At 73.8% G+C, this 23,071-nt stretch carries 26 protein-coding genes, 1 tRNA gene and 1 pseudogene; 18 read left to right on the forward strand and 10 right to left on the reverse strand.

Annotated features, from left to right (window positions below; genetic code table 11):
- From ECOMGDLI_RS20300 to der, 6 genes and pseudogenes are all read left to right on the forward strand, one after another.
- Positions 1 to 917 (forward strand): pseudouridine synthase (locus ECOMGDLI_RS20300; RefSeq protein WP_255396008.1); only part of this gene is annotated, 917 nt, incomplete at its 5' end.
- 109 nt (positions 918 to 1,026) lie between these two features.
- Positions 1,027 to 1,434, forward strand: coding sequence for a chorismate mutase (gene aroH / locus ECOMGDLI_RS20305; protein ID WP_088318709.1), 408 nt, complete (start codon positions 1,027 to 1,029; stop codon positions 1,432 to 1,434).
- Entirely contained in the window at positions 1,431 to 2,567 is a 1,137-nt protein-coding gene (locus ECOMGDLI_RS20310) for a prephenate dehydrogenase (RefSeq protein WP_088318710.1), read from the forward strand. The genes aroH and ECOMGDLI_RS20310 overlap by 4 nt, the downstream gene beginning before the upstream one ends.
- Before the next feature lie 134 nt (positions 2,568 to 2,701).
- Positions 2,702 to 3,394: pseudogene (gene cmk / locus ECOMGDLI_RS20315) on the forward strand ((d)CMP kinase); the annotation flags it as partial.
- A 158-nt stretch (positions 3,395 to 3,552) separates the two neighbouring features.
- The gene (locus ECOMGDLI_RS20320) at positions 3,553 to 4,236 is read left to right on the forward strand and encodes a 1-acyl-sn-glycerol-3-phosphate acyltransferase (protein ID WP_088318712.1); all 684 of its coding nucleotides are present in this window, start codon (positions 3,553 to 3,555) and stop codon (positions 4,234 to 4,236) included.
- Positions 4,197 to 5,786 (forward strand): ribosome biogenesis GTPase Der, encoded by a 1,590-nt coding sequence (gene der / locus ECOMGDLI_RS20325; RefSeq protein ID WP_088318713.1) that lies wholly within the window; start codon positions 4,197 to 4,199, stop codon positions 5,784 to 5,786. Before ECOMGDLI_RS20320 ends, der begins: the two co-directional genes overlap by 40 nt.
- A gap of 103 nt (positions 5,787 to 5,889) precedes the next feature.
- Here der and mug read toward each other — a convergent pair whose 3' ends face one another.
- The gene (gene mug, locus ECOMGDLI_RS20330) at positions 5,890 to 6,438 is read right to left on the reverse strand and encodes a G/U mismatch-specific DNA glycosylase (RefSeq protein WP_158221081.1); all 549 of its coding nucleotides are present in this window, start codon (positions 6,436 to 6,438) and stop codon (positions 5,890 to 5,892) included.
- Between the two features lie 169 nt (positions 6,439 to 6,607).
- Between mug and ECOMGDLI_RS20335 the strand changes: the two genes are divergently transcribed.
- From ECOMGDLI_RS20335 to ECOMGDLI_RS20350, 4 genes are all read left to right on the forward strand, one after another.
- Positions 6,608 to 6,681, forward strand: a tRNA-Pro gene (locus ECOMGDLI_RS20335).
- 522 nt (positions 6,682 to 7,203) lie between these two features.
- Positions 7,204 to 7,452, forward strand: coding sequence for a type II toxin-antitoxin system Phd/YefM family antitoxin (locus ECOMGDLI_RS20340; protein ID WP_088318715.1), 249 nt, complete (start codon positions 7,204 to 7,206; stop codon positions 7,450 to 7,452).
- Positions 7,449 to 7,832 carry a PIN domain-containing protein gene (locus tag ECOMGDLI_RS20345; protein WP_088318716.1) on the forward strand — a complete coding sequence of 128 codons (384 nt, stop codon included), beginning with the start codon at positions 7,449 to 7,451 and terminating at the stop codon, positions 7,830 to 7,832. Before ECOMGDLI_RS20340 ends, ECOMGDLI_RS20345 begins: the two co-directional genes overlap by 4 nt.
- Positions 7,833 to 7,999: 167 nt before the next feature.
- A complete protein-coding gene (locus ECOMGDLI_RS20350; protein WP_143447817.1) occupies positions 8,000 to 9,964 on the forward strand; it encodes a hypothetical protein in 1,965 nt (654 codons plus the stop codon).
- Between the two features lie 67 nt (positions 9,965 to 10,031).
- Here ECOMGDLI_RS20350 and ECOMGDLI_RS20355 read toward each other — a convergent pair whose 3' ends face one another.
- From ECOMGDLI_RS20355 to ECOMGDLI_RS20370, 4 genes are all read right to left on the reverse strand, one after another.
- Positions 10,032 to 11,300, reverse strand: a complete 1,269-nt coding sequence (locus ECOMGDLI_RS20355) for a carbon-nitrogen hydrolase family protein (protein WP_143447818.1) — start codon at positions 11,298 to 11,300, stop codon at positions 10,032 to 10,034.
- A gap of 202 nt (positions 11,301 to 11,502) precedes the next feature.
- Positions 11,503 to 11,940, reverse strand: coding sequence for a VOC family protein (locus ECOMGDLI_RS20360; RefSeq protein ID WP_088318719.1), 438 nt, complete (start codon positions 11,938 to 11,940; stop codon positions 11,503 to 11,505).
- 32 nt (positions 11,941 to 11,972) lie between these two features.
- On the reverse strand, positions 11,973 to 12,464 hold the full coding sequence (locus tag ECOMGDLI_RS20365; protein ID WP_198955041.1) for a DUF1801 domain-containing protein: 492 nt from the start codon (positions 12,462 to 12,464) through the stop codon (positions 11,973 to 11,975).
- Positions 12,465 to 12,581: 117 nt separating this feature from the next.
- The gene (locus tag ECOMGDLI_RS20370; RefSeq protein ID WP_088318720.1) at positions 12,582 to 12,935 is read right to left on the reverse strand and encodes a nuclear transport factor 2 family protein; all 354 of its coding nucleotides are present in this window, start codon (positions 12,933 to 12,935) and stop codon (positions 12,582 to 12,584) included.
- Positions 12,936 to 13,014: 79 nt separating this feature from the next.
- Here ECOMGDLI_RS20370 and ECOMGDLI_RS20375 point away from each other — a divergent pair, with 79 nt between their 5' ends.
- From ECOMGDLI_RS20375 to ECOMGDLI_RS20405, 7 genes are all read left to right on the forward strand, one after another.
- On the forward strand, positions 13,015 to 13,812 hold the full coding sequence (locus ECOMGDLI_RS20375) for a MerR family transcriptional regulator (RefSeq protein WP_088318721.1): 798 nt from the start codon (positions 13,015 to 13,017) through the stop codon (positions 13,810 to 13,812).
- Positions 13,813 to 13,905: 93 nt separating this feature from the next.
- Positions 13,906 to 14,331: a hypothetical protein gene (locus ECOMGDLI_RS20380; protein ID WP_088318734.1), complete on the forward strand. Its 426-nt coding sequence runs from the start codon at positions 13,906 to 13,908 to the stop codon at positions 14,329 to 14,331.
- 74 nt (positions 14,332 to 14,405) lie between these two features.
- Positions 14,406 to 15,428: a PHB depolymerase family esterase gene (locus ECOMGDLI_RS20385; RefSeq protein WP_088318722.1), complete on the forward strand. Its 1,023-nt coding sequence runs from the start codon at positions 14,406 to 14,408 to the stop codon at positions 15,426 to 15,428.
- A gap of 33 nt (positions 15,429 to 15,461) precedes the next feature.
- On the forward strand, positions 15,462 to 16,265 hold the full coding sequence (locus ECOMGDLI_RS20390; protein WP_088318723.1) for a PIG-L deacetylase family protein: 804 nt from the start codon (positions 15,462 to 15,464) through the stop codon (positions 16,263 to 16,265).
- Between the two features lie 44 nt (positions 16,266 to 16,309).
- On the forward strand, positions 16,310 to 16,882 hold the full coding sequence (locus ECOMGDLI_RS20395; protein WP_088318724.1) for a GNAT family N-acetyltransferase: 573 nt from the start codon (positions 16,310 to 16,312) through the stop codon (positions 16,880 to 16,882).
- Complete coding sequence (locus ECOMGDLI_RS20400; RefSeq protein WP_088318725.1) at positions 16,879 to 17,175, forward strand: hypothetical protein; 297 nt, start codon at positions 16,879 to 16,881, stop codon at positions 17,173 to 17,175. The genes ECOMGDLI_RS20395 and ECOMGDLI_RS20400 overlap by 4 nt, the downstream gene beginning before the upstream one ends.
- Before the next feature lie 125 nt (positions 17,176 to 17,300).
- Positions 17,301 to 17,555 (forward strand): hypothetical protein, encoded by a 255-nt coding sequence (locus ECOMGDLI_RS20405; protein WP_198955042.1) that lies wholly within the window; start codon positions 17,301 to 17,303, stop codon positions 17,553 to 17,555.
- 43 nt (positions 17,556 to 17,598) lie between these two features.
- Here ECOMGDLI_RS20405 and ECOMGDLI_RS20410 read toward each other — a convergent pair whose 3' ends face one another.
- From ECOMGDLI_RS20410 to ECOMGDLI_RS20430, 5 genes are read right to left on the reverse strand one after another with little or no spacing between them, the layout of a single operon-like run.
- Positions 17,599 to 18,252, reverse strand: coding sequence for a M23 family metallopeptidase (locus tag ECOMGDLI_RS20410; RefSeq protein ID WP_088318726.1), 654 nt, complete (start codon positions 18,250 to 18,252; stop codon positions 17,599 to 17,601).
- A 40-nt stretch (positions 18,253 to 18,292) separates the two neighbouring features.
- Positions 18,293 to 19,210 (reverse strand): aminoglycoside phosphotransferase family protein, encoded by a 918-nt coding sequence (locus tag ECOMGDLI_RS20415; protein WP_088318727.1) that lies wholly within the window; start codon positions 19,208 to 19,210, stop codon positions 18,293 to 18,295.
- On the reverse strand, positions 19,207 to 19,971 hold the full coding sequence (locus ECOMGDLI_RS20420; protein ID WP_088318728.1) for a trans-aconitate 2-methyltransferase: 765 nt from the start codon (positions 19,969 to 19,971) through the stop codon (positions 19,207 to 19,209). Before ECOMGDLI_RS20420 ends, ECOMGDLI_RS20415 begins: the two co-directional genes overlap by 4 nt.
- A gap of 46 nt (positions 19,972 to 20,017) precedes the next feature.
- On the reverse strand, positions 20,018 to 21,058 hold the full coding sequence (locus tag ECOMGDLI_RS20425; protein ID WP_088318729.1) for a proline racemase family protein: 1,041 nt from the start codon (positions 21,056 to 21,058) through the stop codon (positions 20,018 to 20,020).
- A 10-nt stretch (positions 21,059 to 21,068) separates the two neighbouring features.
- Positions 21,069 to 21,746: a GntR family transcriptional regulator gene (locus ECOMGDLI_RS20430; protein ID WP_088318730.1), complete on the reverse strand. Its 678-nt coding sequence runs from the start codon at positions 21,744 to 21,746 to the stop codon at positions 21,069 to 21,071.
- An 81-nt stretch (positions 21,747 to 21,827) separates the two neighbouring features.
- Between ECOMGDLI_RS20430 and ECOMGDLI_RS20435 the strand changes: the two genes are divergently transcribed.
- Positions 21,828 to 23,069 carry an FAD-binding oxidoreductase gene (locus ECOMGDLI_RS20435; protein WP_088318731.1) on the forward strand — a complete coding sequence of 414 codons (1,242 nt, stop codon included), beginning with the start codon at positions 21,828 to 21,830 and terminating at the stop codon, positions 23,067 to 23,069.
- Positions 23,070 to 23,071 lie beyond the last annotated feature (2 nt).

A 23,071-nucleotide genomic window follows, 5' to 3' on the forward strand; every position in this document is an offset into this window, starting at 1 on the left:
GGCACCGCAAGGGCCCCAGCGCGACCCCGAGCGCGTCGCCGAGCCGCGGCACGACCCCGAAGGTCCCCGGCGAGCGCGGCCGCGGCCGGCCGACGACCCGCACGGGCGCCGTCCAGGGCCGCCCGGTCGGGCAGCCGCCGCGCCGCGGGCCCGTGCCGCCGAAGGAGACCGTCGACGTCCACGTCGAGGGCGGCATCCGCCTGCAGAAGGTGCTCGCGCAGGCCGGTGTCGGCTCCCGCCGCCGCTGCGAGGAGCTCATCGAGGCGGGCCGGGTGCAGGTCGACGGTCACGTCGTCACCGAGCTCGGCGTCCGGATCGACCCGAAGAGCCAGTCCGTGCACGTCGACGGTCTGCGGATCCAGCTCGACGAGACCCTCATCTACGTGGCCTTCAACAAGCCGGTCGGGGTGCTGTCGTCGATGACGCTCGGCCAGGGCGACGACCGGCTCACCCTCGGCGACTTCATGGTCGACCGCGAGGAGCGGCTGTTCCACGTCGGCCGGCTCGACGTCGACACCGAGGGCCTCATCCTGCTCACGAACGACGGCGAGCTCGCGAACCGGCTCACGCACCCGAGCTACGAGGTGCCCAAGACGTACCTCGTCGAGGTCGCCGGCAAGGTCGAGCGGGACGTCGGCAAGCAGCTCATGACCGGTGTCGAGCTCGACGACGGCATCGCCTCGGTCGACTCGTTCAAGGTCGTCGACGCCCGCCCGGGCAAGGCGCTCCTCGAGGTCACCCTGCACGACGGCCGCAACCGGATCGTCCGCCGGCTCATGGCCGCCGTCGGGCACCCCGTCGAGCAGCTCGTCCGGGTCAAGGTCGGCCCGATCCGGCTCGGCGACCTGCGCACGGGTCGCAGCCGGGTCCTCAACAAGGGCGAGATCGCCTCCCTCATGGAGGCCGTGGGGCTCTAGGCCCGCGGTTCCGCCATCCGGACCTGCTGTCCGGGTGGTGGACGGTCCGGCTAGCGTGGATCCGGCTGCGGGCACGTGACCTGCGGTTTTCCGGACGAAGGAGGACACGGTGGCACTGCGGGCCGTGCGCGGGGCGACACAGGTGACGGCGGACGACCGCGAGGTCGTCCTCGCCGCCAGCCGTGAGCTCGTCGAGAAGGTCATGGCGGAGAACGGCCTGGCCCAGGACGACGTCGTGAGCATCGTCTTCACCGCGACCCGGGACATCGTCAGCGTCGCCCCCGCCCTCGCCGCCCGTCAGCTCGGCTTCCACGAGGTCGCGCTCATCTGCGCGCAGGAGATGTACGTCGAGGGCGGCATGCCGCTCGTCGTCCGGCTCCTCGCGCACGTGGAGACCGACCGTCCGCGTGCCGACATCGTCAACGTGTACCTCCACGGCACCCAGGTGCTGCGCGCCGACGTCCCGCCGGTCGTCGACGTCGAGCGCGCCGGCGACCGGGACGGCGACCCGGCGTGAGCCTCGACGCCGCCGTCGCCGCCGGCCTGCCGACCGTCAAGGTCGTCGGGACCGGTCTGCTCGGCACGAGCGTCGGCCTGGGCCTGGCGTCCGGCGGCGCGCGCGTCCTGCTGTCCGACCCCTCGCCGACGGCGCTCGCGCTGGCCCGTGACCTGGGGGCCGGCACGGCAGCCGCCGGCGGCGACGGCGCGGACGTCGGCCTCGTGGTCGTCGCGGCCCCGCCCGACGTCACCGCGGACGTCGTCCTCGCCGAGCTCGCCGCGCACCCGGCGGCGACCGTCACGGACGTCGCGAGCGTCAAGTCAGGGATCCTCGCCGAGGTCGCGGCCCGCGGCGGGGACCTGTCGCGCTACGTCGGCGGCCACCCGATGGCCGGCCGGGAGCGCTCCGGCCCGGTCGCCGCCCGCGGCGACCTGTTCATCGGGCGGCCGTGGGTCGTCTGCGCGGGGGAGAAGGCGGACGGCGACCGCGTCGACCTCGTGCGCCGGCTCGCCCTCGCGCTCGGGGCGACCCCGGTCGTCATGGGTGCCGAGGAGCACGACGCCTCGGTCGCCGTCGTCTCGCACGTGCCGCAGGTCGCCGCGAGCCTCGTCGCGGCCCGCCTGCGCACCGCCCCCGAGGGCGCCGTCGGCCTCGCCGGCCAGGGCTTGCGCGACGTGACCCGGATCGCGGGCAGCGACCCGCTGCTCTGGGCCCAGATCCTCTCGGCGAACGCGGCGCCCGTGCTCGACGTGCTCACCGCGCTGCGCGCCGACCTCGACGGTGTCATCGCCGGGCTGGCGTCCATCGCCGCCGAGGGCGGCCCCGGCGACGGCGCCCCGCCCGCCCTGGGCGCCCGGGCCGCGGTCGCGAAGGTCGTCGCCGACGGCAACGTCGGCCGCGAGCGGATCCCCGGCAAGCACGGCGGCCAGGCGACCCGGTACGCGGTCGTGACGGTCGTCGTCCCCGACGCCCCGGGCTCGCTCGCCCGGCTGTTCGCCGACATCGGCGACGCCGGCGTCAACGTCGAGGAGCTCGCTCTCGAGCACGCCCCGGGCCGGGCCGTCGGCCTCGTCGAGGTGTCGGTGCTGCCCGCCGTCCGGGAGCGGCTCGAGGCGGCGCTCGACGCCGCGGGGTGGAAGGTCGTCGCCTGACGGCAGGTGCGTCTGCGCCGTCCGGGCGTCACGCGGCAGGGGGGACGTCGCGCAGCGACTACCCTTGGACGGGGCCGTCACCGGCCTCCACGACTTGTACGACACCCGATCGCCTCCCGGAAGGGTTCCTCGACGTGCCCGCACCTGACGCCGCCGCGTCGCGCCGTCCGTTCGTCGTCGCCGTCGACGGGCCCTCCGGGTCCGGCAAGTCGAGCGTCTCGCGGGAGGTGGCCCGCCGGCTCGGCGTCGGCTACCTCGACACCGGTGCCATGTACCGCGCGGTCTGCTGGTCGATCCTCGACGCCGGCATCGAGCTCACGGACGCCGCGGCGGTCGCCGACCGGGCCCGCGCCGTCGACCTCGTCGTCGGCACCGACCCGGACACCCCCACCGTGACCGTCGCGGGCACCGACGTCACCGCCGCGATCCGGGAGACCCGGATCTCCGCGGCCGTGAGCGCCGTGGCGACCAACCTCGACGTCCGCGCCGAGCTGCGCCGCCGCCAGCGCGAGATCATCGAGGCCGAGCGGGACGGTCGCGGCGGCGTCGTCGCCGAGGGCCGCGACATCACGACGGTCGTCGCACCCGACGCCGACGTCCGCATCCTGCTCACCGCCGACGAGCGCGCCCGGCTCGCCCGCCGCGCCCGCGAGGTGCACGGCTCGGACGACGAGACCGCACTCGCCGCGACCCGCGACCAGGTGCTCCGCCGGGACGCCGACGACTCGACCGTGTCGAGCTTCCACGAGGCCGCCGACGGCGTCCTGCACCTCGACTCCTCCGACCTGACCTTCGAGGAGACCGTCGGGGCCGTCCTCGACGTCGTCCTCGAGACCGTGGAGGGGACGCCGGGAAAAGCCGCGTCGTCCGGCTCGGTGGTCGCTGACCTCGTCGCCGCGGCACGGGTCGACGGCGAGCCGGACACCCTGACCGTCGACCTCGAGGGCACGCTCACGGGCGCAGGCGGTCGGAGCGGGACCGCGTCGTGAACCCGCCGTGGTGGGCCCGTCCCATCGCGGCTCTGCTGTTCGGGGCCGTCTGGCCCGTCCGGGTCCACGGGGCCGAGAACGTCCCGCCGCAGGGCCCGGTGATCCTCGCGAGCAACCACAGCGCCCTGCTCGACGGACCGCTGCTCATCGCCGCGAGCCCGCGCTGGACGGTCTGCCTCGTCAAGGCCGAGGCGTTCCGCGGCCTCCTCGGCGCGATCATGCGCCGGGCGGGGATGATCCCCGTCGAGCGGCACACCGGGGACCGGGCCGCGCTGACGGCCGCACTCGGCGTCCTGGAATCGCACGGGGTGCTCGGGATGTTCCCCGAGGGGACCCGTGGACGCGGCGACGTCGCCGCCGTCCAGCAGGGGGTGGCCTGGCTCGCGCTGCGCTCCGGTGCACCCGTCGTCCCGGCCGCCTGCCTCGGGGTGCGGCGGACCGGTGAGGGTACGAACCACCTGCCGCGGCCCCGCCGCCGGCTCGACGTCGTCTTCGGCCCGCCGCTCGCGGTGGCGGCGCCGGACGGCGTCCCCGGCCGCACCGCACTCGCACACGCCACCGCATCGGTGCGGGACGCGCTCGCCGAGCACGTCACCCGCGCCGTCGAACTGACCGGACAGAGCCTGCCGGAGGACCTCGGATGGTCCCCCGAGCAGGTCGCCCGAGGGGAGCACCTGTGACCGACCACGACCCGACCACGCAGACCGACGGCAGCGCAGCCGTCGGTGTCGCGGCCGCCGAGACCGCGCCCGCCTCGTCTGACGCGCCGAACGCGCCGAACGCGCCGACCGCGGACGGCGGGCCGGACGTCGCCCGCGCCCTGCGGGTGGGGCTGTCGGAGTACGCGCTCTCCGACGAGGACCTCGCCCTGCTCGAGGGCCGGGGGGACGAAGACGCGGACGGCGACGGCTCCGCGCCGCTGCCGGTGCTCGCCGTCGTCGGCCGGCCGAACGTCGGCAAGTCGACGCTCGTCAACCGGATCATCGGCCGCCGCGAGGCCGTCGTCGAGGACGTCCCCGGGGTGACCCGCGACCGCGTGACCTACGAGGCCGAGTGGGCCGGCCGCCGGTTCGTCGTCGTCGACACCGGCGGCTGGGAGCGCCAGGTCAACGGCATCGACGCCCGGGTCGCCGAGCAGGCCGAGATCGCCATCGGCCTCGCCGACGCCGTGATGTTCGTCGTCGACGCGACCGTCGGCGCGACCGCGACCGACGAGGCCGTCGTCAAGCTGCTGCGGCGTGCGGGCAAGCCCGTCGTCCTCGCCGCGAACAAGGTCGACGACCAGCGCGGGGAGGCGGACGCCTCGGTGCTGTGGAACCTCGGGCTGGGGGAGCCGTACCCGGTGTCGGCCGTCCACGGCCGGGGGAGCGGCGACCTGCTCGACGCGTGCATGGCGGTGCTGCCGCCGGTGTCCGCGGTCGGCGGCCCGAACACGCCGGGGCAGCGCCGGGTGGCCCTGGTCGGCCGCCCGAACGTCGGCAAGTCGAGCCTGCTCAACGCGCTCGCCGGGTCGCAGCGGGTCGTCGTCGACTCGGTCGCCGGGACGACCCGCGACCCGGTCGACGAGATCATCGAGCTGTCCGGCCGGGCCTGGAAGTTCGTCGACACGGCGGGCATCCGGCGCAAGGTGCGGCAGTCGGAGGGCGCGGACTTCTACGCGTCGCTGCGCACCCAGGGCGCGCTGGAGAAGGCCGAGGTGGCCGTCGTCCTCCTCGACGCGTCCGAGCCGCTCACCGAGCAGGACACCCGGGTCATCCAGATGGTCGTCGACGCCGGCCGGGCCGTCGTCCTCGCGTACAACAAATGGGACCTCGTCGACGAGGAGCGCCGCCGCTACCTCGAGCGCGAGCACGAGGTGGACCTCGTGCAGGTGCAGTGGGCCCCCCGGATCAACTTCTCGGCGCTGACGAAGTGGCACACCAACCGGCTCGTGCCGGCGATCGACACCGCGCTCGCGTCGTGGGAGCTGCGGGTGCCGACGAGCCGGCTCAACTCGGTGCTCGCCGAGATCGTGTCGGCGCACCCGCACCCGGTCCGCGGCGGCAAGCAGCCCCGAATCCTCTTCGGGACCCAGGCCTCGACGAAGCCGCCGCGGTTCGTGCTCTTCACCACGGGCTTCCTCGAGGCCGGCTACCGCCGGTTCGTCGAGCGCCGCCTGCGCGAGGAGTTCGGCTTCGTCGGGACGCCGATCGAGGTCTCGGTGCGCCCGCGCGAGAAGCGCAAGAAGTAGCCCCCGCCCCACCGCTCATGCTCGCGGTCGGTACCGGTTTCGAGCCCTTCTGGCGCCGATTCCGGTACCTGCCGCGAGTATCAGCGGCGGGTTTCGGCCGCGATCACCGGACGGCGGCCGCGAGCCGGGCGTACTCGGCGGTGAGGTCGGGCTGCTGGTAGTGCGCGTTGAGCCCCGACGGGTTCGGCAGCACCCACAGCCGGGCCCCGCCGAGCGTCTCGTCCTGCGGCCCGACCCGCGCCTTCGGCCGCCCGAACGCGACCCGGTACGCCGTGACGCCGAGCACCGCGACGTGCGGCGGCCGCCACCGCTCGACGAGCGCCTCGAGCCGCGGGACCCCGGCCCGGATCTCGTCGTCGTCCAGCTCGTCCGCCCGCGCCGTCGCCCGGTTGACGAAGTTCGTGATGCCGATGCCCGAGGCGAGCAGCTCCGCGGCGTCCTCGGGCTGCAGCCTGCGCGACGTCAGCCCTGCCTCGAAGAGCGTCTGCCACAACCGGTTCGACGGCCGCCCGAAGTGCAGCCCCGACCACCCGGCCCACAGCGACGGGTTGATCCCGACGAGCAGCACCCGCAACCCAGGTCCCACGAGGTCGTCGACGGCCCGGTCGTACGCCGCCTCGAGCTCGGCCCTCGTCGGTCGCGTCCCCGGCACGCCCCCGACCCTAGCCGCGCCTCGCTGCCGCGCCTCCGGCGCCGCCGGACAGCGGTGTCGGACGCCGCCGTCGCGGACCCGGGGAGCCGTTACCGGTGTGAGTCTGACCCCGCCGATGGGGTAGCATCCTGAAGCCGGATCGCCCCGCAAGGGCGGCCCGACAGGTGACCGGGATGTGGCGCAGCTTGGTAGCGCACTTGACTGGGGGTCAAGGGGTCGCAGGTTCAAATCCTGTCATCCCGACTGCAAAGTCGCAGGTCAGAGGCCGCTTCCCTAGGCCGGGGAGGCGGCCTCTTCCGCGTCGCCGGCCAGCACTACATCGACGAAGCGCGGGTGTACTTCCCATCGTCAGCCGGTTGGCCTGTCTTGGTGTCCCACCGCCGTCGCGACCGGACATTGGCCTAGGTCGCGGCCGGACATGGTGTCGCTGACTGAGGCGTACTCGCGTTCCTCGACCCGGCAGGCGCTGCGGCGCAGGGGGGTATGCGGCCGACGTGAGTGATGCCCCTTGGCATCACGGTCAAGGGTCGAGGCTTGATCTCGACGTTGCAGGAAGCGCGGCGCGTCCTCGTGCGGATGCTGGGGCGCGCGATGGACGAACCGCCGGAGCCGGTGCCCTGGACCGTCGTGGGGCTGGCCGTGTCGGGCCGCTGGCCGACGACTCGCTGTCGCCGACCTCTGTCGTTCCCTCGTCGCGGCAGCGGCGAGCTCGAGGGCCGCAGCCGTACCCGTCCACGAGGTAGCACAGGTGCTACATTGGCCGTTATGGCAGAGGTGGGGCTGCGGGAGATGCGACAGAACGCCAGCGATCTCGTCCGTCGTGCCGAGGCGGGTGAGCAGGTGACGATCACTGTCGCCGGCCGTCCTGCGGCCGTGATCGGGCCGATCGCTCCTCGGGCGTGGCGTCGTTGGGCAGACCTGGCGGACCTGTTCGGTGAGAACGCGGACCCGGATTGGGAAGCGGACCGCGATCGGCTCGACGATGCTCCGCGCGACCCGTGGGCAGACCGGTGAGCCGGGGCGTCCTCGACACGAGCGTCCTCATCGCCGCTGACGTCCAACCGATCCCTGGTGAACTCGCGATCAGCGTCATCAGCCTCGCCGAGTTGCACTACGGCGTCCTCGTCGCCCAGTCCGAGGACACTCGCGCCGTCCGCCTGGCCCGGCTCGTCGGGCTTCAGAAGCGGTTCGACCCGCTGCCGGTCGACGAGGCCGTGGCCGACAGCTACGGTCGGCTGGCGGCCAGAGTCGTGAACCAGGGACGGCAGCCTCGGGGGCGGGTCATGGATCTGCTGGTCGCGGCCACCGCCCACGCGCACTCGGCGACGCTGTACACCCGCAACGCGGAGGACCTGAAAGGGCTGGAGGACCTGGTCGACGTCGTCGCCGTCTGAGCCTCGAGCGGGACTCGGCGCGGGCGTCAGTAAGGCACGCAAGCCCACGGGCCGGCGCCCGATGCGGCCTCTTCCGTGTCGCCGGGCAGCAGGGCACCTACGGATAGCACCGGCGGACCGATCGCTAGCATGCCGCCTGTTGTCCACGCCGCGGGCGGGGGTCGATCGTGAGGGCACGGGAGAAGCGCCGGCGCCGTCGGCGGCGGGCGGCACTCGTCGTCGGGCCGGTGGTCCTGGCGCTGGTCGCCGTCGTCGGGTGGGTGACGATCGGGGACATCCGCTACCACGACTCGATCAGCGTCGTCCGCTCGCGGGTCGCGAACGCTACGGACACCGGTGAGGTCCGGGCACTGAAGCGGGCCGCCGTCGGGCGCACGGTGACGGGGGCCGACCTGGCGCAGGCCGTCGCGTTCGTGCGGGGGGAGAACGACGGCGCCGACTTCCGGCTGGTGACCCTGCTCCGGCTGCGCCTCGGGTACCCCGATAGGCTCGCGCCGGACGCCGACGAGGCACTGCGGTCGACGCTGCTCGGGATGCGGTACTGGATGACCGAACCGGGAACGAACGGCCTGGTCTACTGGAGCGAGAACCACCAGGTCCTGTTCGCGACGGCCGAGTATCTCGCCGGGCAGCTGTATCCCGACGACAGGTTCCGGGACGGCCGCACCGGCCGCGCGCACCACGAGGAAGCCAGGGACCGGCTGCTCTTCTGGTTGGCACAGCGGTGGCGCTACGGGTTCTCGGAGTGGAACTCGCACTACTACGCCGAGGACGTCGCGGCGCTCAGCGACCTCGTCGACTTCGCGGGCGACGGGGACCTCCGCGGCCGAGCCACCATGGTGCTCGACAGGCTGCTGCTGGACGTGGCGAGCCGTGCCTTCCGCGGCGAGTTCATCAGCGCCTCCGGGCGCCTGTACGAGAACAACCGCACGACCGGGGACGACGCGATCCGTCGCATCCTGCGGCACGCCTTCGAGGGGGCCGACGTCGCGAGCGCCTCGGACGCGATCGACATCAACTTCCTGCTCAGCAGCTATCGCACGCCACCGGTGCTGGCTGCGATCGCCGGTGACCCGACCGCGACGGCGATCACCAGCACGGCGGGGCGCAACCTGGCCGACCTCGATGCAGACGCCTCCCTCACCACGGCCGAGCGCCGGATCATGGCGCAGTGGGGCATGGAGGCCTTCACCAACCCGGAGGCGGTCGACACCTCCGTCGACTGGATCCGCGCCCACGGTCTGCTGGCGAACCCCTACCTGTCGGCGTTCCGGCAGCTGGACTACCGGGCCTTGCGCGCCGTCGGCGCCCTGCCGCTGATCAGCCGCCGGCTCGACCTGCCCACCAACGGGACAGCGCTGCAGCGGGCGGACGTCTACGGCTACCGCACGGCCGACTACGCGATGTCGACGACCCAGGACTACCAGCCGGGGGCCTTCGGCAACCAGGAAGCCGTCGTCCAGCTCACCCTCGACCGCGGGCTGAGCCTGTTCCACAACCATCCGGCCGTCCGCCCCGGTGAGCCGTCGCCGAACGGCAGCTCACCCGGCTACTGGACGGGCGACGGGTACCTACCGGTCTCCTGCCAGAGCGAGGGCGTCAGTCTCTCCGTCTACGACCTGCCCGACCACTCCGGGCGCGGGCGGTCCGCTGTGCTCGAGTACACCCATCTGCGCGTCCCCTTCGCCCGCTTCGACCGGGTCGAGCTCGCGGGCAACCGGCTGCTCCTGCAACGCGGGACCGTACTCGTCGCGGTCACCGGTGCCACCGCGCTGCGCCGGACCTCCGACGAGGAGGTGGTGCAGGACGGCCGCCGTACCTGGTGGGTGGTCGAGGCGTCGTCCACCCGCGCCGAGACCTTCGCAGCGTTCGCCGAGCGGGTGCGGGCAGCACGCGTCTCGTTCGACGGGACGACGCTGACGTACGCCGCACCGCGCCGGACGCTGACGGCGTCCACCGAGGCCGGGTGCACCGCCGACGGGAGCCCGATCGCCGTCCCCTACGGCCGCGTCCCCGCCCCGTACGCCCGGACGGACGGCAGCGGCGACCGGGTGACCGTCGAGTTCGGCGGTCGCCGCCTCGACCTCGACTACGCGAAGGGCACCCGGGTTCAGTCCGGATCCACCGAGTGAGTGCGGATCGGTGGCGTCCGGTGTCGTGCTCGGCCGAGCCGGCTGGCTGGTGCGGTCGGTGGTGGCGTCACCCGCGCACGTCGGCCACGAGCACGACCGGCCCGCCGGCACTCCTCCGCTGCTCGAGGACGTGGCCGGCAGCGTCGTAGACCGAGGAGATTCCCTGCCCGGTCGCCCGGACCACCGGGACGCCGCCCATGACCGCAGCCCACACGGCGCTCCTGTGGTGGAGGACCTCGAACCCGCCGGGCCAGTCGTTCGAGGGCGCCGCGAGGAGGGCGTGGGCCCGCCGGGCCGAGCGAGCGGTGTCGGAGTAGTCGAGGTCGACGCAGATGGCCGTCGACAGCGCTGTTCCGTCGGCCAACCGGTGCGGGCCCACCTCCATCTTCCTGAGGCACGGCGGCTCGGCCCCGCGGGCGGGATGCTGCTTGTCGTGGTGGGCGACCACACCGGTCTTGTCGATGACCGCCAACGTGTTCCGTGGCGTCGCCATGTCGAAGTAGGGGGCGACGATCGTCACGTCGAGCGCGCGGGCCCACTCCTCGACGCCCCCGCACCACCGCTCCGCAGCCGCCGCGTCGTCGGCGACGAAGCTGACCTCGGGGAGCACGATCACCTCGGCGCCCTGACGCGCGGCGTCCTCGACATGGGGCCGGTAGCGCGCGAGCGTCCCTTCGACGTCGCGGTACTCGGGCGACTCCGCCGGCCACGTCCCGGTCAGCTCGCCGTGCTCCGGAGGCCTGCCGTCGACGACCACCGCCGCGACGCGACGCGGGACACCGCGCTCGACCTGGGCGGTGGCGCGGCTGAAGCTCACCCAGCCGAAGGCCAGAACGGTCACGACGAAGACGCCCCCGGCCGTCGCCGCCCAGGGGTACCCGCACAGCGCCAGGGCCACCGCCGTGCTCGCGGTGGCGAGGACGGCGGTCGTCATCAGGTCGCCGCCGAGGCGCGCCGTGTGCACGACGACCAGCCACGGCTGCTGGGTGCGTGCGAGCGGGTTGTTCGCGAACCGGGGAGCGCCGAGCAGACGCAACGGGAGCAGGGCGGCCACCACCGCCGCAGGCAGGCCCACCACCAACCACGGCCCGGGGACCAGCCACGCCGCCAGGGCGACAGCCGCTCCCCAGCTCACGGCGCTCGTCGCGGCCGTCAACGGAACGAGGTGGCGCAGCGTCCGTGACCACACCCCGGCGGCGCTCGCGAGGCCACCGACGAGCGCCGCGGCCAGGCCGGCCTCCAGAGGAGTGCGCAGCAGCGCCAGGAGGGCAAGAGGGAGGACGGCGCACCAGCCGATGAGGGGCAGCAGCAGCTTCACGTTCCTGGTCGTGGACATCGCGCCTCCGATCGACGACCGGGCGAGCCGGACGCCGTCGCTGCGGCGGTCTCCTGCGAGCGACGTGCGTCGACGCCCTTCCACCAAGATCAGCCGCCGGCCCCGCCCGGGCCAGAGGCAGAGGTCCCAGGGGCAGCCCGGACCGACCCCCCCGGCCGGGCCGCCGGTGCATCCGCTCAGCCGTCGGTGCCCGGACGACCTGTCAGCTCCTCGTCAGCTCCTGGGCGAGCATGACGATGATGCCGCTGGGGCCGCGGACGTAGGTGAGCCTGTAGATGTCCTCGTAGGTCGCCACCCCGCGCAGCGGGTGGCAGCCGTGCCGCGCCGCGATCGCGAGAGCCTCGTCGATGTCGTCGACCGAGAAGGCGACGCGGTGCATGCCGATCTCGTTGGGGCGCGTGGGTTCGGTCTCGATCGCCTCGGGGTGGATGTACTCGAAGAGCTCGAGGCGCCCGTTGCCGTCCGGCGTCTGGAGCATCGCGATCCTGGCGTGGTTGCCGTCGAGGCCGACGGCGGTGTCGGTCCAGTCCCCGCTCACCTCGTCCCGGCCCAGGACGGTCAGGCCGAGATCGGTGAAGAACGCGATCGCCGCCTCGAGGTCCCGGACGGCGATGCCGACGTTCTCGAGCTTGATGGGCATGCGCGGCAAGGTACCGGTCGCGGGTACCCCCTTCACCTCTTCCTCTTGCCGACGCCCGGCACGGACGCGATCTGTCTCATCCAGTCCGCGACCTGCCGTGCGTCGAGGTCGTCGACGGACGCGAGCTCGACGCCGCGTGTCGCCCTGCCCATTCCCACCGGTGTCACCGGAGGCACCGGCTCGAGGGTCGCGCCGTTGATGAACATGAGCTTCACGTGGCCGGCGAAGCCGCCGCAGCTGAAGCACCACCCGTCACCCACGCCGTAGTACGCCATTCCCCACTTCACCGAGCGCTGGAGGTGGGGGAGTGTCTCGGCCGCCAGGGCGTCGACGGCTTCGGCGATGCCGCGCTGGGGTTGCGGGAGGCCGGCGATGTAGGCGAAGACCGGCTTGTCGCCGACCGCGGCCTTCGCCGGGCTCGCCCTGCCGGTCATGGCTTCCGGCAAGGTCGTTCCGGCGCCGGCCGGCGGTGCTCCCGTGGCCGGTCCGGGCACGTCGTCGCTCTCGGAGACGTTGGACGCCATGATCACTCCGTGGTCGAGGCAGTTGGCTTCACCCGGATCGGACCAGGGCGGTGAGGCAAGCTCATCGCTGCTGTCGGAGACAGCGCCGCCCCGTCGGCCATGTACCGGGGCGCGTCGTCACGGCGCGATGACGAGCTCCGCGACGCGGTCGCCGTCCAGGGCGAACCGGTACCGGAGCACGACGACACCGCCGGGGAAGTCGCCCTCCAGCCGGTGGGCGGCCACCCAGTGGGTGTCGTCGACGCGTTCGGCGGCGACGAGCGTGGTGGTGTACGTGAACTCGGCGCCGGCCTTCGACAGGAACCCGCGGATCTCGTCGGTCCCTCGGTAGGTCGTGCCGTCGTCGATGACCACAGCGGTGGGAGTGAAGGCGCCGAGCGCGGCGTCGGTGTCACGGGCCTGGTGCGCTGCCAGGTAGTCCCGGATCGTGGCAGGGAGCTGGTCGGGGCGGATGCTGGTCGGTTCGGTCATGCACCGAACGGTGCCGCCTCCCCGTGGGGGACGGTCAAGTGCTGGAGTCTCCCCCGGGGAGAGGGTGCATCCTGGGCGGGTGCTGGCGATCGGTGAGTTCTCGCGGCTGACCCACCTCAGCGTCCGCACCCTCCGCCGCTACCACGAGGCGGGCCTGCTCGAGCCGGCGGACGTGGACGACGCGACGGGCTACCGCTCCTACAGCGCGGACCAGATCCCGACCGCCCAGGTCATCCACCGCCTGCGTGAGCTCGACGTCCCGCTGCCCGACGTCCGGCGCATCCTGCGGTCGCCCGATCCGCACACCCGGGCCGCGCTCGTCGCCGACCACTTGCAGCGGCTCGAGGCGCAGCTGGACCGGACCCGCGCCGCGGTGGCGTCACTGCAGCGGCTGCTCCGCCCGGACCCGGCCCCGGCGGAGGTGGAGCTGCGCGCGGTCCCGGCGGCCACGGTCGCAGCGGTCGAGGACGACGTCACGCACGACGAGGTCATCGCCTGGTACGCCGGGGCGATGGCGGAGCTGGACGCCGCGGTGAAGGAGCCGACCGGTGTCCCCGGCGGGCTCTACGACAACGCCCTGTTCGAAGAGGGCAGCGGTCACGTGCTCGTCTACCGGCCGACCGCCGACCCGCCCCGCAGCGGCCGCGTCCGGCCGCTAACCCTGCCGGCCGTCGAGCTCGCCGTCACCACCCACCCCGGCGACCACGACGACATCGACGTCACCTACGGCGTGCTCGGCGCGTGGGTGGTCGCCAACGCGCTCGCGGTGGCGGGACCGGTGCGGGAGACGTACCTCGTCGGGCCACGGGACACGGCGGACCCCTTGGCCTGGCGGACCGAGATCGGCTGGCCGGTGTTCCGGGTCGCGCCGCGCTGAGGTGCGCGGCCGCCGGGGCACGGACCCGCTGACCGATGCACGGCCCGACCGGGTCGGGTCGTGGACGTGCGGCACAGCGCCTACGGTGGCCCGATGACGACCAAGATCACCTCGCGGACCCGTGGCCGCGCCGTCGCCCAGGTCGCCCTCGGTGCGGCGATGCTCGTCGCCGGGACGGGGCACCTGACCTACCAGCGCGAGGAGTTCCGGGCCCAGGTGCCGTCGTGGTTCCCTGCGGACCCCGACCTCGTCGTCCTGCTCTCGGGCGTCGTCGAGATCGGTTTCGGCGCCGCGATGCTCACCGTCTGGAAGCAGCCGTGGCGTGCCCGCGTCGGCCTGCTGCTCGCGCTCTTCTTCGTCGCGGTCTTCCCCGGGAACATCGCCCAGCTCACCGAGCACCGCGACGCGTTCGGGCTCGACACGGACACCAAGCGCGCCGTCCGGCTGCTCTTCCAGCCACTGCTCGTGCTGTGGGCCTGGCTCTCCACCCGGCCGCGCGCGGACGTCGCGGGGGAGTGACGACGACCCTCTCGGCCAGGTGCCGCAGCGGCCTCGCCCCGTGGCCCCGAGCCGATGTCCGGCATGCTGGACGGATGTCCGCGCTCCGGCCCGTCACCCGACTGCTGCCGCCCGTCGCGGCCCTCGTCGCCCTGCTGCTCGCCGGCGCGTGCAGCACGGGAGGGCAGGAGCCGCCTGCGGCCCGACCGACGACCGTGTCGTCGACGACTCCGGCGGCCGGGAGCACGTCGCCCGCGTCGTCGTCCGCATCGCCGTCGGCTGCCATGTCGGGGACAGCGTCCGCCGCGGACCGCAGGCCACCCGACATCTCGGTCCCCTCGGGCGGCAACCGTCGCGGGCCGATGCCGCTGCTGCTCCTTCTGCACGGCTACACGTCGAACAGCGCCGAGGTCGACCTGTACTTCGGGCTCCGGGAACGGGCTGCGGCGGCAGGGATCCTCTACGTCCGGCCGAACGGCACCGTCGACGGGCGCGGTGCCCAGTTCTGGAACGCGACCGATGCCTGCTGCGACCTGTTCGACACCGGCGTGGACGACTCCGGCTACCTGCTCGGCCTGATCGACACCCTGGCACGGGAGTACCCGATCGACCCGCGGCGGATCTACGTCATGGGTCACTCCAACGGCGGGTTCATGGCGTACCGGATGGCCTGCGACCACGCCGACCGGGTGGCCGCCGTCGTGTCGGTCGCCGGCGCGATGCACGCCGACCGGGCCGACTGCACGCCGGCCGCGCCCGTGAGCGTGCTCCAGGTGCACGGCACGGACGACGAGCTCGTGCCGTACGAGGGCGGGCAGATCCAGGGTGACGAGGTGCCCCCGGCGGCGCGGACCGTCAAGGACTGGGCGACCCTCGACGCGTGCGACCCGGCCCCGTCGCGCGAGTCCGACGTCGACGTCGTCGACCGTGCCGACCTGCGCGGCAGCACCCGGCTGGCCGGGGCCGAGACCGGGGTGCAGGTGTACGTGGGCTGCGCACGCGGCACGTCGGTGCAGCTGTGGACCGTCCGCGACGGCCGCCACGTGCCCACGTTCCTTCCCGCGTTCGGCGAGGACGTCCTCGACTTCCTGCTCGCGCACCCGAAGCCGGGCGCCTGACACCTGCTCGGGCGGCTGCGTCATGATGGCGTGATGTCCACCATCGTCTTCGTCCACGCCCACCCCGACGACGAGGCCAGCGGCACCGCGGGGTCCATGGCCCGCGCCGCCGACGAGGGCCACCGCGTCGTCCTCGTCGTCGCGACCGACGGCGACCACGGCTCCGCGCCCGAGGACCTCGCCGACGGCCGGACCGTCGCCGAGCACCGGCGCGAGGAGGTCGCCGCGTCGGCCAAGGTGCTCGGGGTGGCCCGGATCGCCTGGCTCGGCTACGCCGACTCGGGGATGACCGGCTGGGAGCAGAACTCGGCCCCCCGGGCGTTCATGAACGCGGACGTCGACGAGGCCGCCCGGTCGCTGGCCGCCGTCCTGGACTCCGAGGACGCGGACGTCGTCACCGGCTACGACTGGCACGGCGGGTACGGCCACCCCGACCACGTCATGGTGCACCGCGTGGTGCGGCGGGCCGTCGAGCTCGCCGCCCGCCGTCCGCGGCTCCTCGAGGTGACGATGAACCGGGACGCCATGCGCGCGATGTTCCGGATGGCGCAGGCGGCCGGGATGGAGACCGCGGACTGGGACCCGGACGGCCCCGGCGACGACGGCAACCCGATCGGCACCCCGGAGGCCGAGATCAACCTGCGGGTCGACGTCCTGCCCCAGCTCGAGCGCAAGCGGGCGGCCCTGCAGGCGCACGCCAGCCAGACCACGGACGTCGGCATGATGCTCTCGCTGCCGCAGGAGGCGTTCACCGCGATGTTCGGCGACGAGTACTACATCGAGCCGGGTCGCGAACCGGGCATGCGCTCCGGCTGGATCTTCGACGACGAGTCCTGATCCGCCTGCCCCGGGTCGCGCGCCCGGGGCGCTAGCGTCGGGCGATGGACTACACGACCAAGCCGCTCACGTCGCAGACGTGGGAGGACTTCGCCGCCCTCGTCGAGGCGCACAACGGTGTGTGGGGCGGGTGCTGGTGCATGGGGTTCCACCCCGAGGGCTTCTCCGCGGTTGGTGCCGCCGGCAACCGGGAGGCCAAACGCGCGCACGTCATGGCCGGCACCGTGCGGCAGGTGCTGGTCTACGCCGCCGACGAGTGCATCGGCTGGTGCCAGTACGGCACCCCGGCGGAGCTGCCGAACATCAAGAACCGCAAGGCGTACGACGGCGCGGACGCCGACCTGCCGACCTGGCGGATCGGCTGCATCTTCACGGCCGGCAAGCACCGGGGCCAGGGTGTCGCCCGGGCGGCCGTGGCGGCCGCGCTCGACGCCATCCGCCTCGCGGGCGGCGGCGTCGTCGAGGCCTACCCGGAGCAGACGGAGGACCGGCCGCCGCAGCGGGGCGCCTACCTGCACACCGGCCCGGAGGCGCTCTACGAGCAGTTCGGCTTCGTCCGCGACCGCCGGATCGCCAAGTGGCGCTGGGTCATGCGCGCCGAGGTCCCGGGCGCGTGAGCCTCAACGACGTCGCCCAGGCCATCGGCTGGGTCGGTGCGGTCCTCCTGACGCTCGGCTACTGGCTCGTGTCGACCGGACGGGTCGACGGCGAAGGGCCGGCGTTCCAGTGGGTCAACGTGCTCGGCTCGCTCTTCCTCGGCATCGCCGCGGCCGGCGGCCGGGTCTGGGCGTCGGTCGCGCTGAACTCGCTGTGGGTCGGGATCGGCCTCGTCGTCCTCGGCAGGCTGTTCGCGCGTCGGCGTCGGCCGGCGGGGGTGCATCCGCCCGGGGACGGCGCCTCGCGCGGATAGCCCGGTCCTCGGGCGTCAACTGGTCAGGATCGAAGAAGCGCCCGTCGTGGCGCCGCTCCTACGGTTGCCGTGGCAGCGACAGGCTGCCGCCCCGCGGGGCCGGCGAACGACACGAGGAGACGACCATGAAGACCATGAAGCCCACGAAGACCATGACCTGCCGCCAGCTCGGCGGACCGTGCGACCACGGGCACCGCACGAGCACCGCCGACGAGGCGATCAAGGCGCAGGACCGGCACCTCAACGAGGTCGTCGCCGCGGGCGACGCTGCGCACGCCGAGGCGCTCAAGGCGATGAAGGACCGGTGGAAGCGGCCCATCGCCGGCATGGGCTGGTACCGGCAGGCCAAGCGGGACTTCGCCGCGCTGGCCGACGACTGACGCGTCGGCGCCCTTCGGCACGACCGCCGACGGTCCGCACGGGTCAGACCGAGACGATCTCCGACTCGCGCGGGACCGTGGCCCGGCCGTCGGGACCGGAGAACGCGATCGGGAGGCCCCGCGCGGTGTCCCACCGCGTCGTGTCGGTGACCTGGACGTGGACGTGCGGCTGGGTGCTGTTGCCCGAGTTGCCGCAGGCACCGACCACCGCGCCCCGCGGGACCCGGTCGCCGACGCGCACCGCGACGGATCCCCGCCGCAGGTGGGCGAGGAGGACGTACGGTCCCTGCGTCGTCCGGGCGATGACGACGTGGTTGCCGGCGATCGCGGCCGGCCCGCCGCGGACCCGCCGGGCCTGGGTGAGCATGTAGGCGACCAACGTCAGCTGGGACCGGCGGGCCTCGTGGTCCGGTTCGCCGTCGAGGACGGCGACGACCGTCCCGTCCAGCGGCGCGAGGACCGGTCGGCCGAAGCCGTGGAAGCGTTCCGGCGCCTCGGTGGCGAACGCCGCGCGCCAGCCCCGCGGCCCGGACCGCCCGTGCTCGTCGACCGGGACGAAGTCGATCGCGTACGTCGTCCCCATGAGGTGCGTGCCATGGCTCGGGACCCGTCGTGCAGGGCTGTTCCGCGTGCGCCACCGACCTCGGAACGGGTACGCGAGGATCACGGGCTCCGAGGACGGCGGCGACGACGTCATGCGGGACACGGTATCCGTGGGTGCGACGGCGGCCGGTCGATCACGGTTCGAGAAGCGTTGCCACGTCGAGGAACTGCGTCCCGTGGTCGGTGTATCCGTGCCATCGCAGGTAGAGCCCCGACGTGACGCGCTCGACGTACGCCCAGGCCCACACCCGTTCCGGGTCGACGCCCGCGGACCGGGCGAGCCGCCGGCACTCGTTGCGCAGCACCGTCGTCGCCGACCCGGCGGAGGCCGCCTCGGCGGCCGCCAGCTCGGTGCACGCGTCGCGGACGACCACCGCGACGTCGTAGCTGCGCTCGCCGACGAACCCGTCGGGGTCGATGAGGGCCCAGCCCTCGCCGCGCCGGAGGACGTTGTTCGCGTGCGGGTCGCCGTGGCAGACGACCTCGGGGCGTTCCGTCGCGGCGAGCCGTTCCGCCTGCAGCGTCGCCTGCCGGAGCAGGTCGCCGTACGCGGCGCCGTAGCGCGGTCCGAGGTCGGCGAGGATCGACAGCAGCCCCGAGGCCTTGCCCTCGAACGGACGTCCGCTGTCCAGCGGGACCTGCCAGGCCTGCTGGAGGAGTGCCACGACGACCGGTCCCTGCTCGTGCAGCGTCCGGGCCCGGGCCGACAGCATGGGCCCCAGGCGTTCGAGGAGAAGGGCTCCGCGGCTGGCGTCCCAGTCCAGGACCCGCGCGTAGCCGCGGCCGCGGGCCGCCGTCATGATCCGCGCGGCGACGTCCTGGTCGCCCGGCTCGGCGATCTTCAGGACCGCGCGCTGCCCGCCTTCGGCGACGACGGCCAGCGTCGGCATCCCGGCGCCGCCGTCCAGCCAGCCCTCGGCGGTCAGCCCCCAGCGGGCGCACGTCTCCCGGACCGTCCCGGCGAAGTGCTCGACCGCGGCCGAGACGTCCCGGTCGGAAGCGGCCTGCCGGCGCCGGGCCTCCGTGACGGCCGCCTCGACGACGTCCGTCACCCGTTCGCCGCCCGGCGGGCCAGGTGCACGGTGACGTCGGCCGAGACCTCGACCTGCTCCGGCAACGTCCGCAGGATCGCGTCCAGCGCCAGCTGCCGGTCCTCGGCCGGCAGCTGCAGGTACGCCGACACCGTCGAGAGGAGCCCGACGTAGTCGCTCGCCGGCAGCATCAGGTGCCGCTCGACGACCTCCTGCCGGACGTCGGTGAACCACGGCGACCGCTCGAGCTCCGTCCCGGGCCACTGCACCGCGTGGTCCGGGGGCGTCCCGTCGGGGGAGGGGATGTCGTCGTCGGCGAGGAAGGGGGCGCGGGCGGCGTGGACGGCAGCCGCGAGCGACGGGTCGACGAGGTGGGTCGGGCCGCCGAACGAGGCGAAGACGCCGTCCGGTCCGAGCAGTGCGGCGACCCGGGCCCACCGGTCGACCGGGTCCGTCCAGTGCAGGGACGCGGCCGCGAAGACGAGGTCGTAGGTGTTCGTCCGGGGCAGGTCCTCGAAGGCGGACCGGACGGTGGCGACGTCCGCCGGCACGTGTGCCCGGAGCACCCGCAGCATCGAGGCGTCGGGGTCGGTCGCCGTGACGGCGACGCCCCGCGCGGCGAAGGCCCGGGTCGCCTTGCCGGTCCCGGCGCCGATCTCGAGCGCCGTCCGGACCGGACGGCGCGCGTGGGCGAGGACGACGTCCACGACCCGGGCCGGGTAGCCGGGCCGGAAGCGTTCGTACCGGGCCGCCACCGCCCCGAAGCTCAGCGCGCGCGTCACCCCGCGATCGTGGCACGGCGGTGCCCCGCCGCGCCCCGCCGAAGGGTCAGACCGAGAGCCCCACGGGCCAGGTGTCGGTGAGCCGGTAGCCGTTCTGGTACGGGTCGGTGGGGTCGAGGACGAGCGTCGTGAGGTCGGTGATCCAGGCCTGCCCGGCGATCGACGGCACGACGGCCGGGACGCCGCCGACCGTGGTCGTGGACTCGATCCGGCACTCGAAGCGGGAGTCGATGATCGAGGTGTGCACGAAGGGCTCGCCGACGGCCAGCTCACCGCGGGCGTGCATGACCGCCATCCGGGCCGACGTCCCGGTGCCGCACGGGGAGCGGTCGCACCGGCCGGGGGAGACGACGACGGTGTTCTTCGCCGTGAGGACGCCGTCCACCCGCTCCGGCGGCAGGGTGAGCTCGCAGATCGTGATCCCCGGGAAGTCCGGGTTCTCCGGGTGCACCGCGGCCAGCTGCTCCGCGGCGGCGATCTTGATCCGCTCGCCGAGGGCGCAGATGTCGCGGGCCTCGTCCGGGGTGATCGCGAACCCGAAGGTGCGTGCGTCGACGATGACGTAGGCCATCCCGCCCCAGGCGACGTCGACGGTCACGGTGCCGACGCCCTCGACCTCGACGGGGGCGTCGAGGTGGTACGCGAACGCCGGCTGGTTCGTGAAGCGCACGCTCGTCACCTTGCCGTCGCGCACCTGGCACTCGACGGGGATGAGACCGGCGGGGGACTCCAGCACGAGGTTCGTCACCGGCTCGACGGCGTCGAGCATGCCGGTCTCGAGGAGCACGGTGGCGACGCAGATGGTGTTGCTGCCCGACATGACCGGGTACTCGATCGACTCCATGATCACGTAGCCGGCGTCGGCGGCCGGGTCGTTGCTCGGCAGGACGATGTTCGCGTTGCGCGCGACCTGCCCGCGCGGCTCGCTGAGGATCATCCGGCGCAGCCAGTCCCGGTGCTCGGCCAGGTGGTTGCGCTTGTCGAGCATCGTCTCGCCGGGTACCTGGCCGAAGCCGCCGACGATGACGTTGCCGACCTCGCCCTCGGCGTGGGCGCCGACGACCTTGAGCGACCGGCTGAAGCGCACGGGTTCCTCCTCACGTCTTGTCGAGGAGCAGGAACTCCTCGGCGCTGTCGATGATGTGGTGGCGCAGGACGGCCTCGATGACGGCCGGGTCGCCGGCGGCGACGGCCTCGACGATCTGCGCGTGCATGGCGTGGGCGCGGTGCGGGTCGGCGCGGGCCGCCTGCTCCTGGGCGAGCGCGATGGTGCTCAGCGCCTCGGTGACGGGCCACAGGCGCAGGAGCGCCGTGTTCTCGGACGCCGCCCAGAGCCCGCGGTGGAACGCGACGTGGGCCTCGTGCTGGACGAGCGGGTCGGGGTCGAAGGCGAGCCGGTCGAACTCGTGCCAGGCCTCGCGGACCAGCTGCATGCGCCGTCCGGTCGGGTCCTCGAGGATCGCGCCGACCGCGATGAGGTCGAGCGGGACGCGGGTGCGCGCGAGGTCCCGGACGGCGCCCGCGTCGAGCCGGGTCACGCTGAAGCCCCGGTAGGGCTCCTGCACGAGCAGCCCGTCCTGCACGACGAGGTTGAGCGCCTCGCGCAGGGTCGGGCGGCTGACGCCGAACCGGGCCGCGAGGTGCACCTCGCGGAGCTTGTCGCCGGGGCGGAGCTCGCCGAGGACGATCGCCCGCCGGATCCGGGTCACGACGGCGTCGCGCCGCGGGGTCCCGGCGGGGGTGCGTGCCGCGGCGGGCGTGGCGGGCTCGGCCATCCCTTGACCCTAGCCAGTGGCCGCCCTACTGTCACCGGTATTGTCAGACAATCTGGTCGGTGCTGAGCGGAGGCACGAGCCATGCACGTCGTGGTCGTCGGTGGTGGCGTGATCGGCCTGACGAGCGCCTACCACCTCGCCCGGGAGGGCGCCGACGTCACTCTCCTCGACGCCCGGGGGACCGGCCTCGGGGCGTCCGCGGTGAACGCCGGCTGGTTCGTGCCCGCCGAGTCGATGCCGGTGCCCGGCCCGAAGGTCGTCGTCCAGACCCTCAAGTGGATGCTCCGCCCGGACAGCCCGGTCTACATCCGGCCCTCGCTCGACCCGCGCTTCGTCGGTTTCATGCTGCGGATGTGGCGCCGCTGCAACGACCGCGACCAGCGGGCGGGGTTCGCGGCGCACCTGCGGCTCGCGCGGAGCACCGCGCAGGTGCTCGACGAGTACCGCGCCGACGGCATGGACTTCGAGATGCGTTCCGCCGGGCTGCTCATGGCCTTCACGCAGAAGGCAAACCTCGACCATCACGTCCACAACCTCGACCTCGTGCGGGAGAACGACCTCGACCCGCAGGTGCTCGTCGGGGACGACGTCCGTGCCCACGAGCCGCTCCTCACCGACGCCGTGCACGGCGGCATCTTCTTCCCGCAGGAGCGGCACCTCGACCCGCGGGCGTTCGTCGAGGCGTTGCACAAGCGCCTCGTCGACATGGGCGTCCGGATCGTGGAGAACGCGCCGGTCGGGTCGGTCGAGGTGCGGGAGAGCGGCGGACGGCGCACCGTCGCGGCGGTGCGGACGGCGTCCGGCCGGCACCAGGGGGACCGGTTCGTCCTCGCCGCCGGCGCCTGGACCGGTGAGCTGGCCGGCCTCTTCGGCCGTCGGCTGCCCGTGCGACCCGGCAAGGGCTACAGCGTGGACGTCGAGCCGCTGCCCCTGCGCAGCGCGACGAACCTCTCCGACGTCAAGGTCGCGATCACCCCCTTCTCGGACCGGCTGCGGCTCGCCGGGACGATGGAGTTCGCGGGCCTCGACGAGAAGGTCAACGACGTCCGGGTCGCGGCGATCCTGCGCGGCCCGCAGGCGTACCTGCGCGGCTGGAAGCCCCCGACCGGGACCCTGCGGCCGCAGGCCGGCATGCGCCCGATGACGCCCGACGGCCTGCCGGCCATCGGCGCGCTCCCCGGCACCGACAACACGTTCGTCACCACGGGCCACGGGATGCTCGGCGTCACGCTCGCCGCGGGCAGCGCGCTCGCGCTGTCCGACCTCGTGGTCCACGGCACCCGCCGCCCCGAGCTGGAGCCGTTCGACCCCGCCCGGTTCTGACC

The sequence above is a fragment of the Kineosporia sp. R_H_3 genome, from assembly GCF_002198675.1.
Lineage (GTDB): Bacteria > Actinomycetota > Actinomycetes > Actinomycetales > Kineosporiaceae > R-H-3.

What these genes read in the sequence shown, in the direction of transcription:
- der (WP_088318713.1), top strand. Translation starts at nt 4,197, where the DNA reads ATGGTCCCCCGAGCAGGTCGCCCGAGGGGAGCACCTGTGACCGACCAC.
- ECOMGDLI_RS20340 (WP_088318715.1), top strand. Translation starts at nt 7,204, where the DNA reads ATGGCAGAGGTGGGGCTGCGGGAGATGCGACAGAACGCCAGCGATCTC.
- ECOMGDLI_RS20355 (WP_143447818.1), bottom strand. Translation starts at nt 11,300, where the DNA reads ATGTCCACGACCAGGAACGTGAAGCTGCTGCTGCCCCTCATCGGCTGG.
- ECOMGDLI_RS20360 (WP_088318719.1), bottom strand. Translation starts at nt 11,940, where the DNA reads ATGCCCATCAAGCTCGAGAACGTCGGCATCGCCGTCCGGGACCTCGAG.
- ECOMGDLI_RS20365 (WP_198955041.1), bottom strand. Translation starts at nt 12,464, where the DNA reads ATGGCGTCCAACGTCTCCGAGAGCGACGACGTGCCCGGACCGGCCACG.
- ECOMGDLI_RS20370 (WP_088318720.1), bottom strand. Translation starts at nt 12,935, where the DNA reads ATGACCGAACCGACCAGCATCCGCCCCGACCAGCTCCCTGCCACGATC.
- ECOMGDLI_RS20380 (WP_088318734.1), top strand. Translation starts at nt 13,906, where the DNA reads ATGACGACCAAGATCACCTCGCGGACCCGTGGCCGCGCCGTCGCCCAG.
- ECOMGDLI_RS20385 (WP_088318722.1), top strand. Translation starts at nt 14,406, where the DNA reads ATGTCCGCGCTCCGGCCCGTCACCCGACTGCTGCCGCCCGTCGCGGCC.
- ECOMGDLI_RS20390 (WP_088318723.1), top strand. Translation starts at nt 15,462, where the DNA reads ATGTCCACCATCGTCTTCGTCCACGCCCACCCCGACGACGAGGCCAGC.
- ECOMGDLI_RS20395 (WP_088318724.1), top strand. Translation starts at nt 16,310, where the DNA reads ATGGACTACACGACCAAGCCGCTCACGTCGCAGACGTGGGAGGACTTC.
- ECOMGDLI_RS20405 (WP_198955042.1), top strand. Translation starts at nt 17,301, where the DNA reads ATGAAGACCATGAAGCCCACGAAGACCATGACCTGCCGCCAGCTCGGC.
- ECOMGDLI_RS20410 (WP_088318726.1), bottom strand. Translation starts at nt 18,252, where the DNA reads ATGACGTCGTCGCCGCCGTCCTCGGAGCCCGTGATCCTCGCGTACCCG.
- ECOMGDLI_RS20430 (WP_088318730.1), bottom strand. Translation starts at nt 21,746, where the DNA reads ATGGCCGAGCCCGCCACGCCCGCCGCGGCACGCACCCCCGCCGGGACC.
- ECOMGDLI_RS20435 (WP_088318731.1), top strand. Translation starts at nt 21,828, where the DNA reads ATGCACGTCGTGGTCGTCGGTGGTGGCGTGATCGGCCTGACGAGCGCC.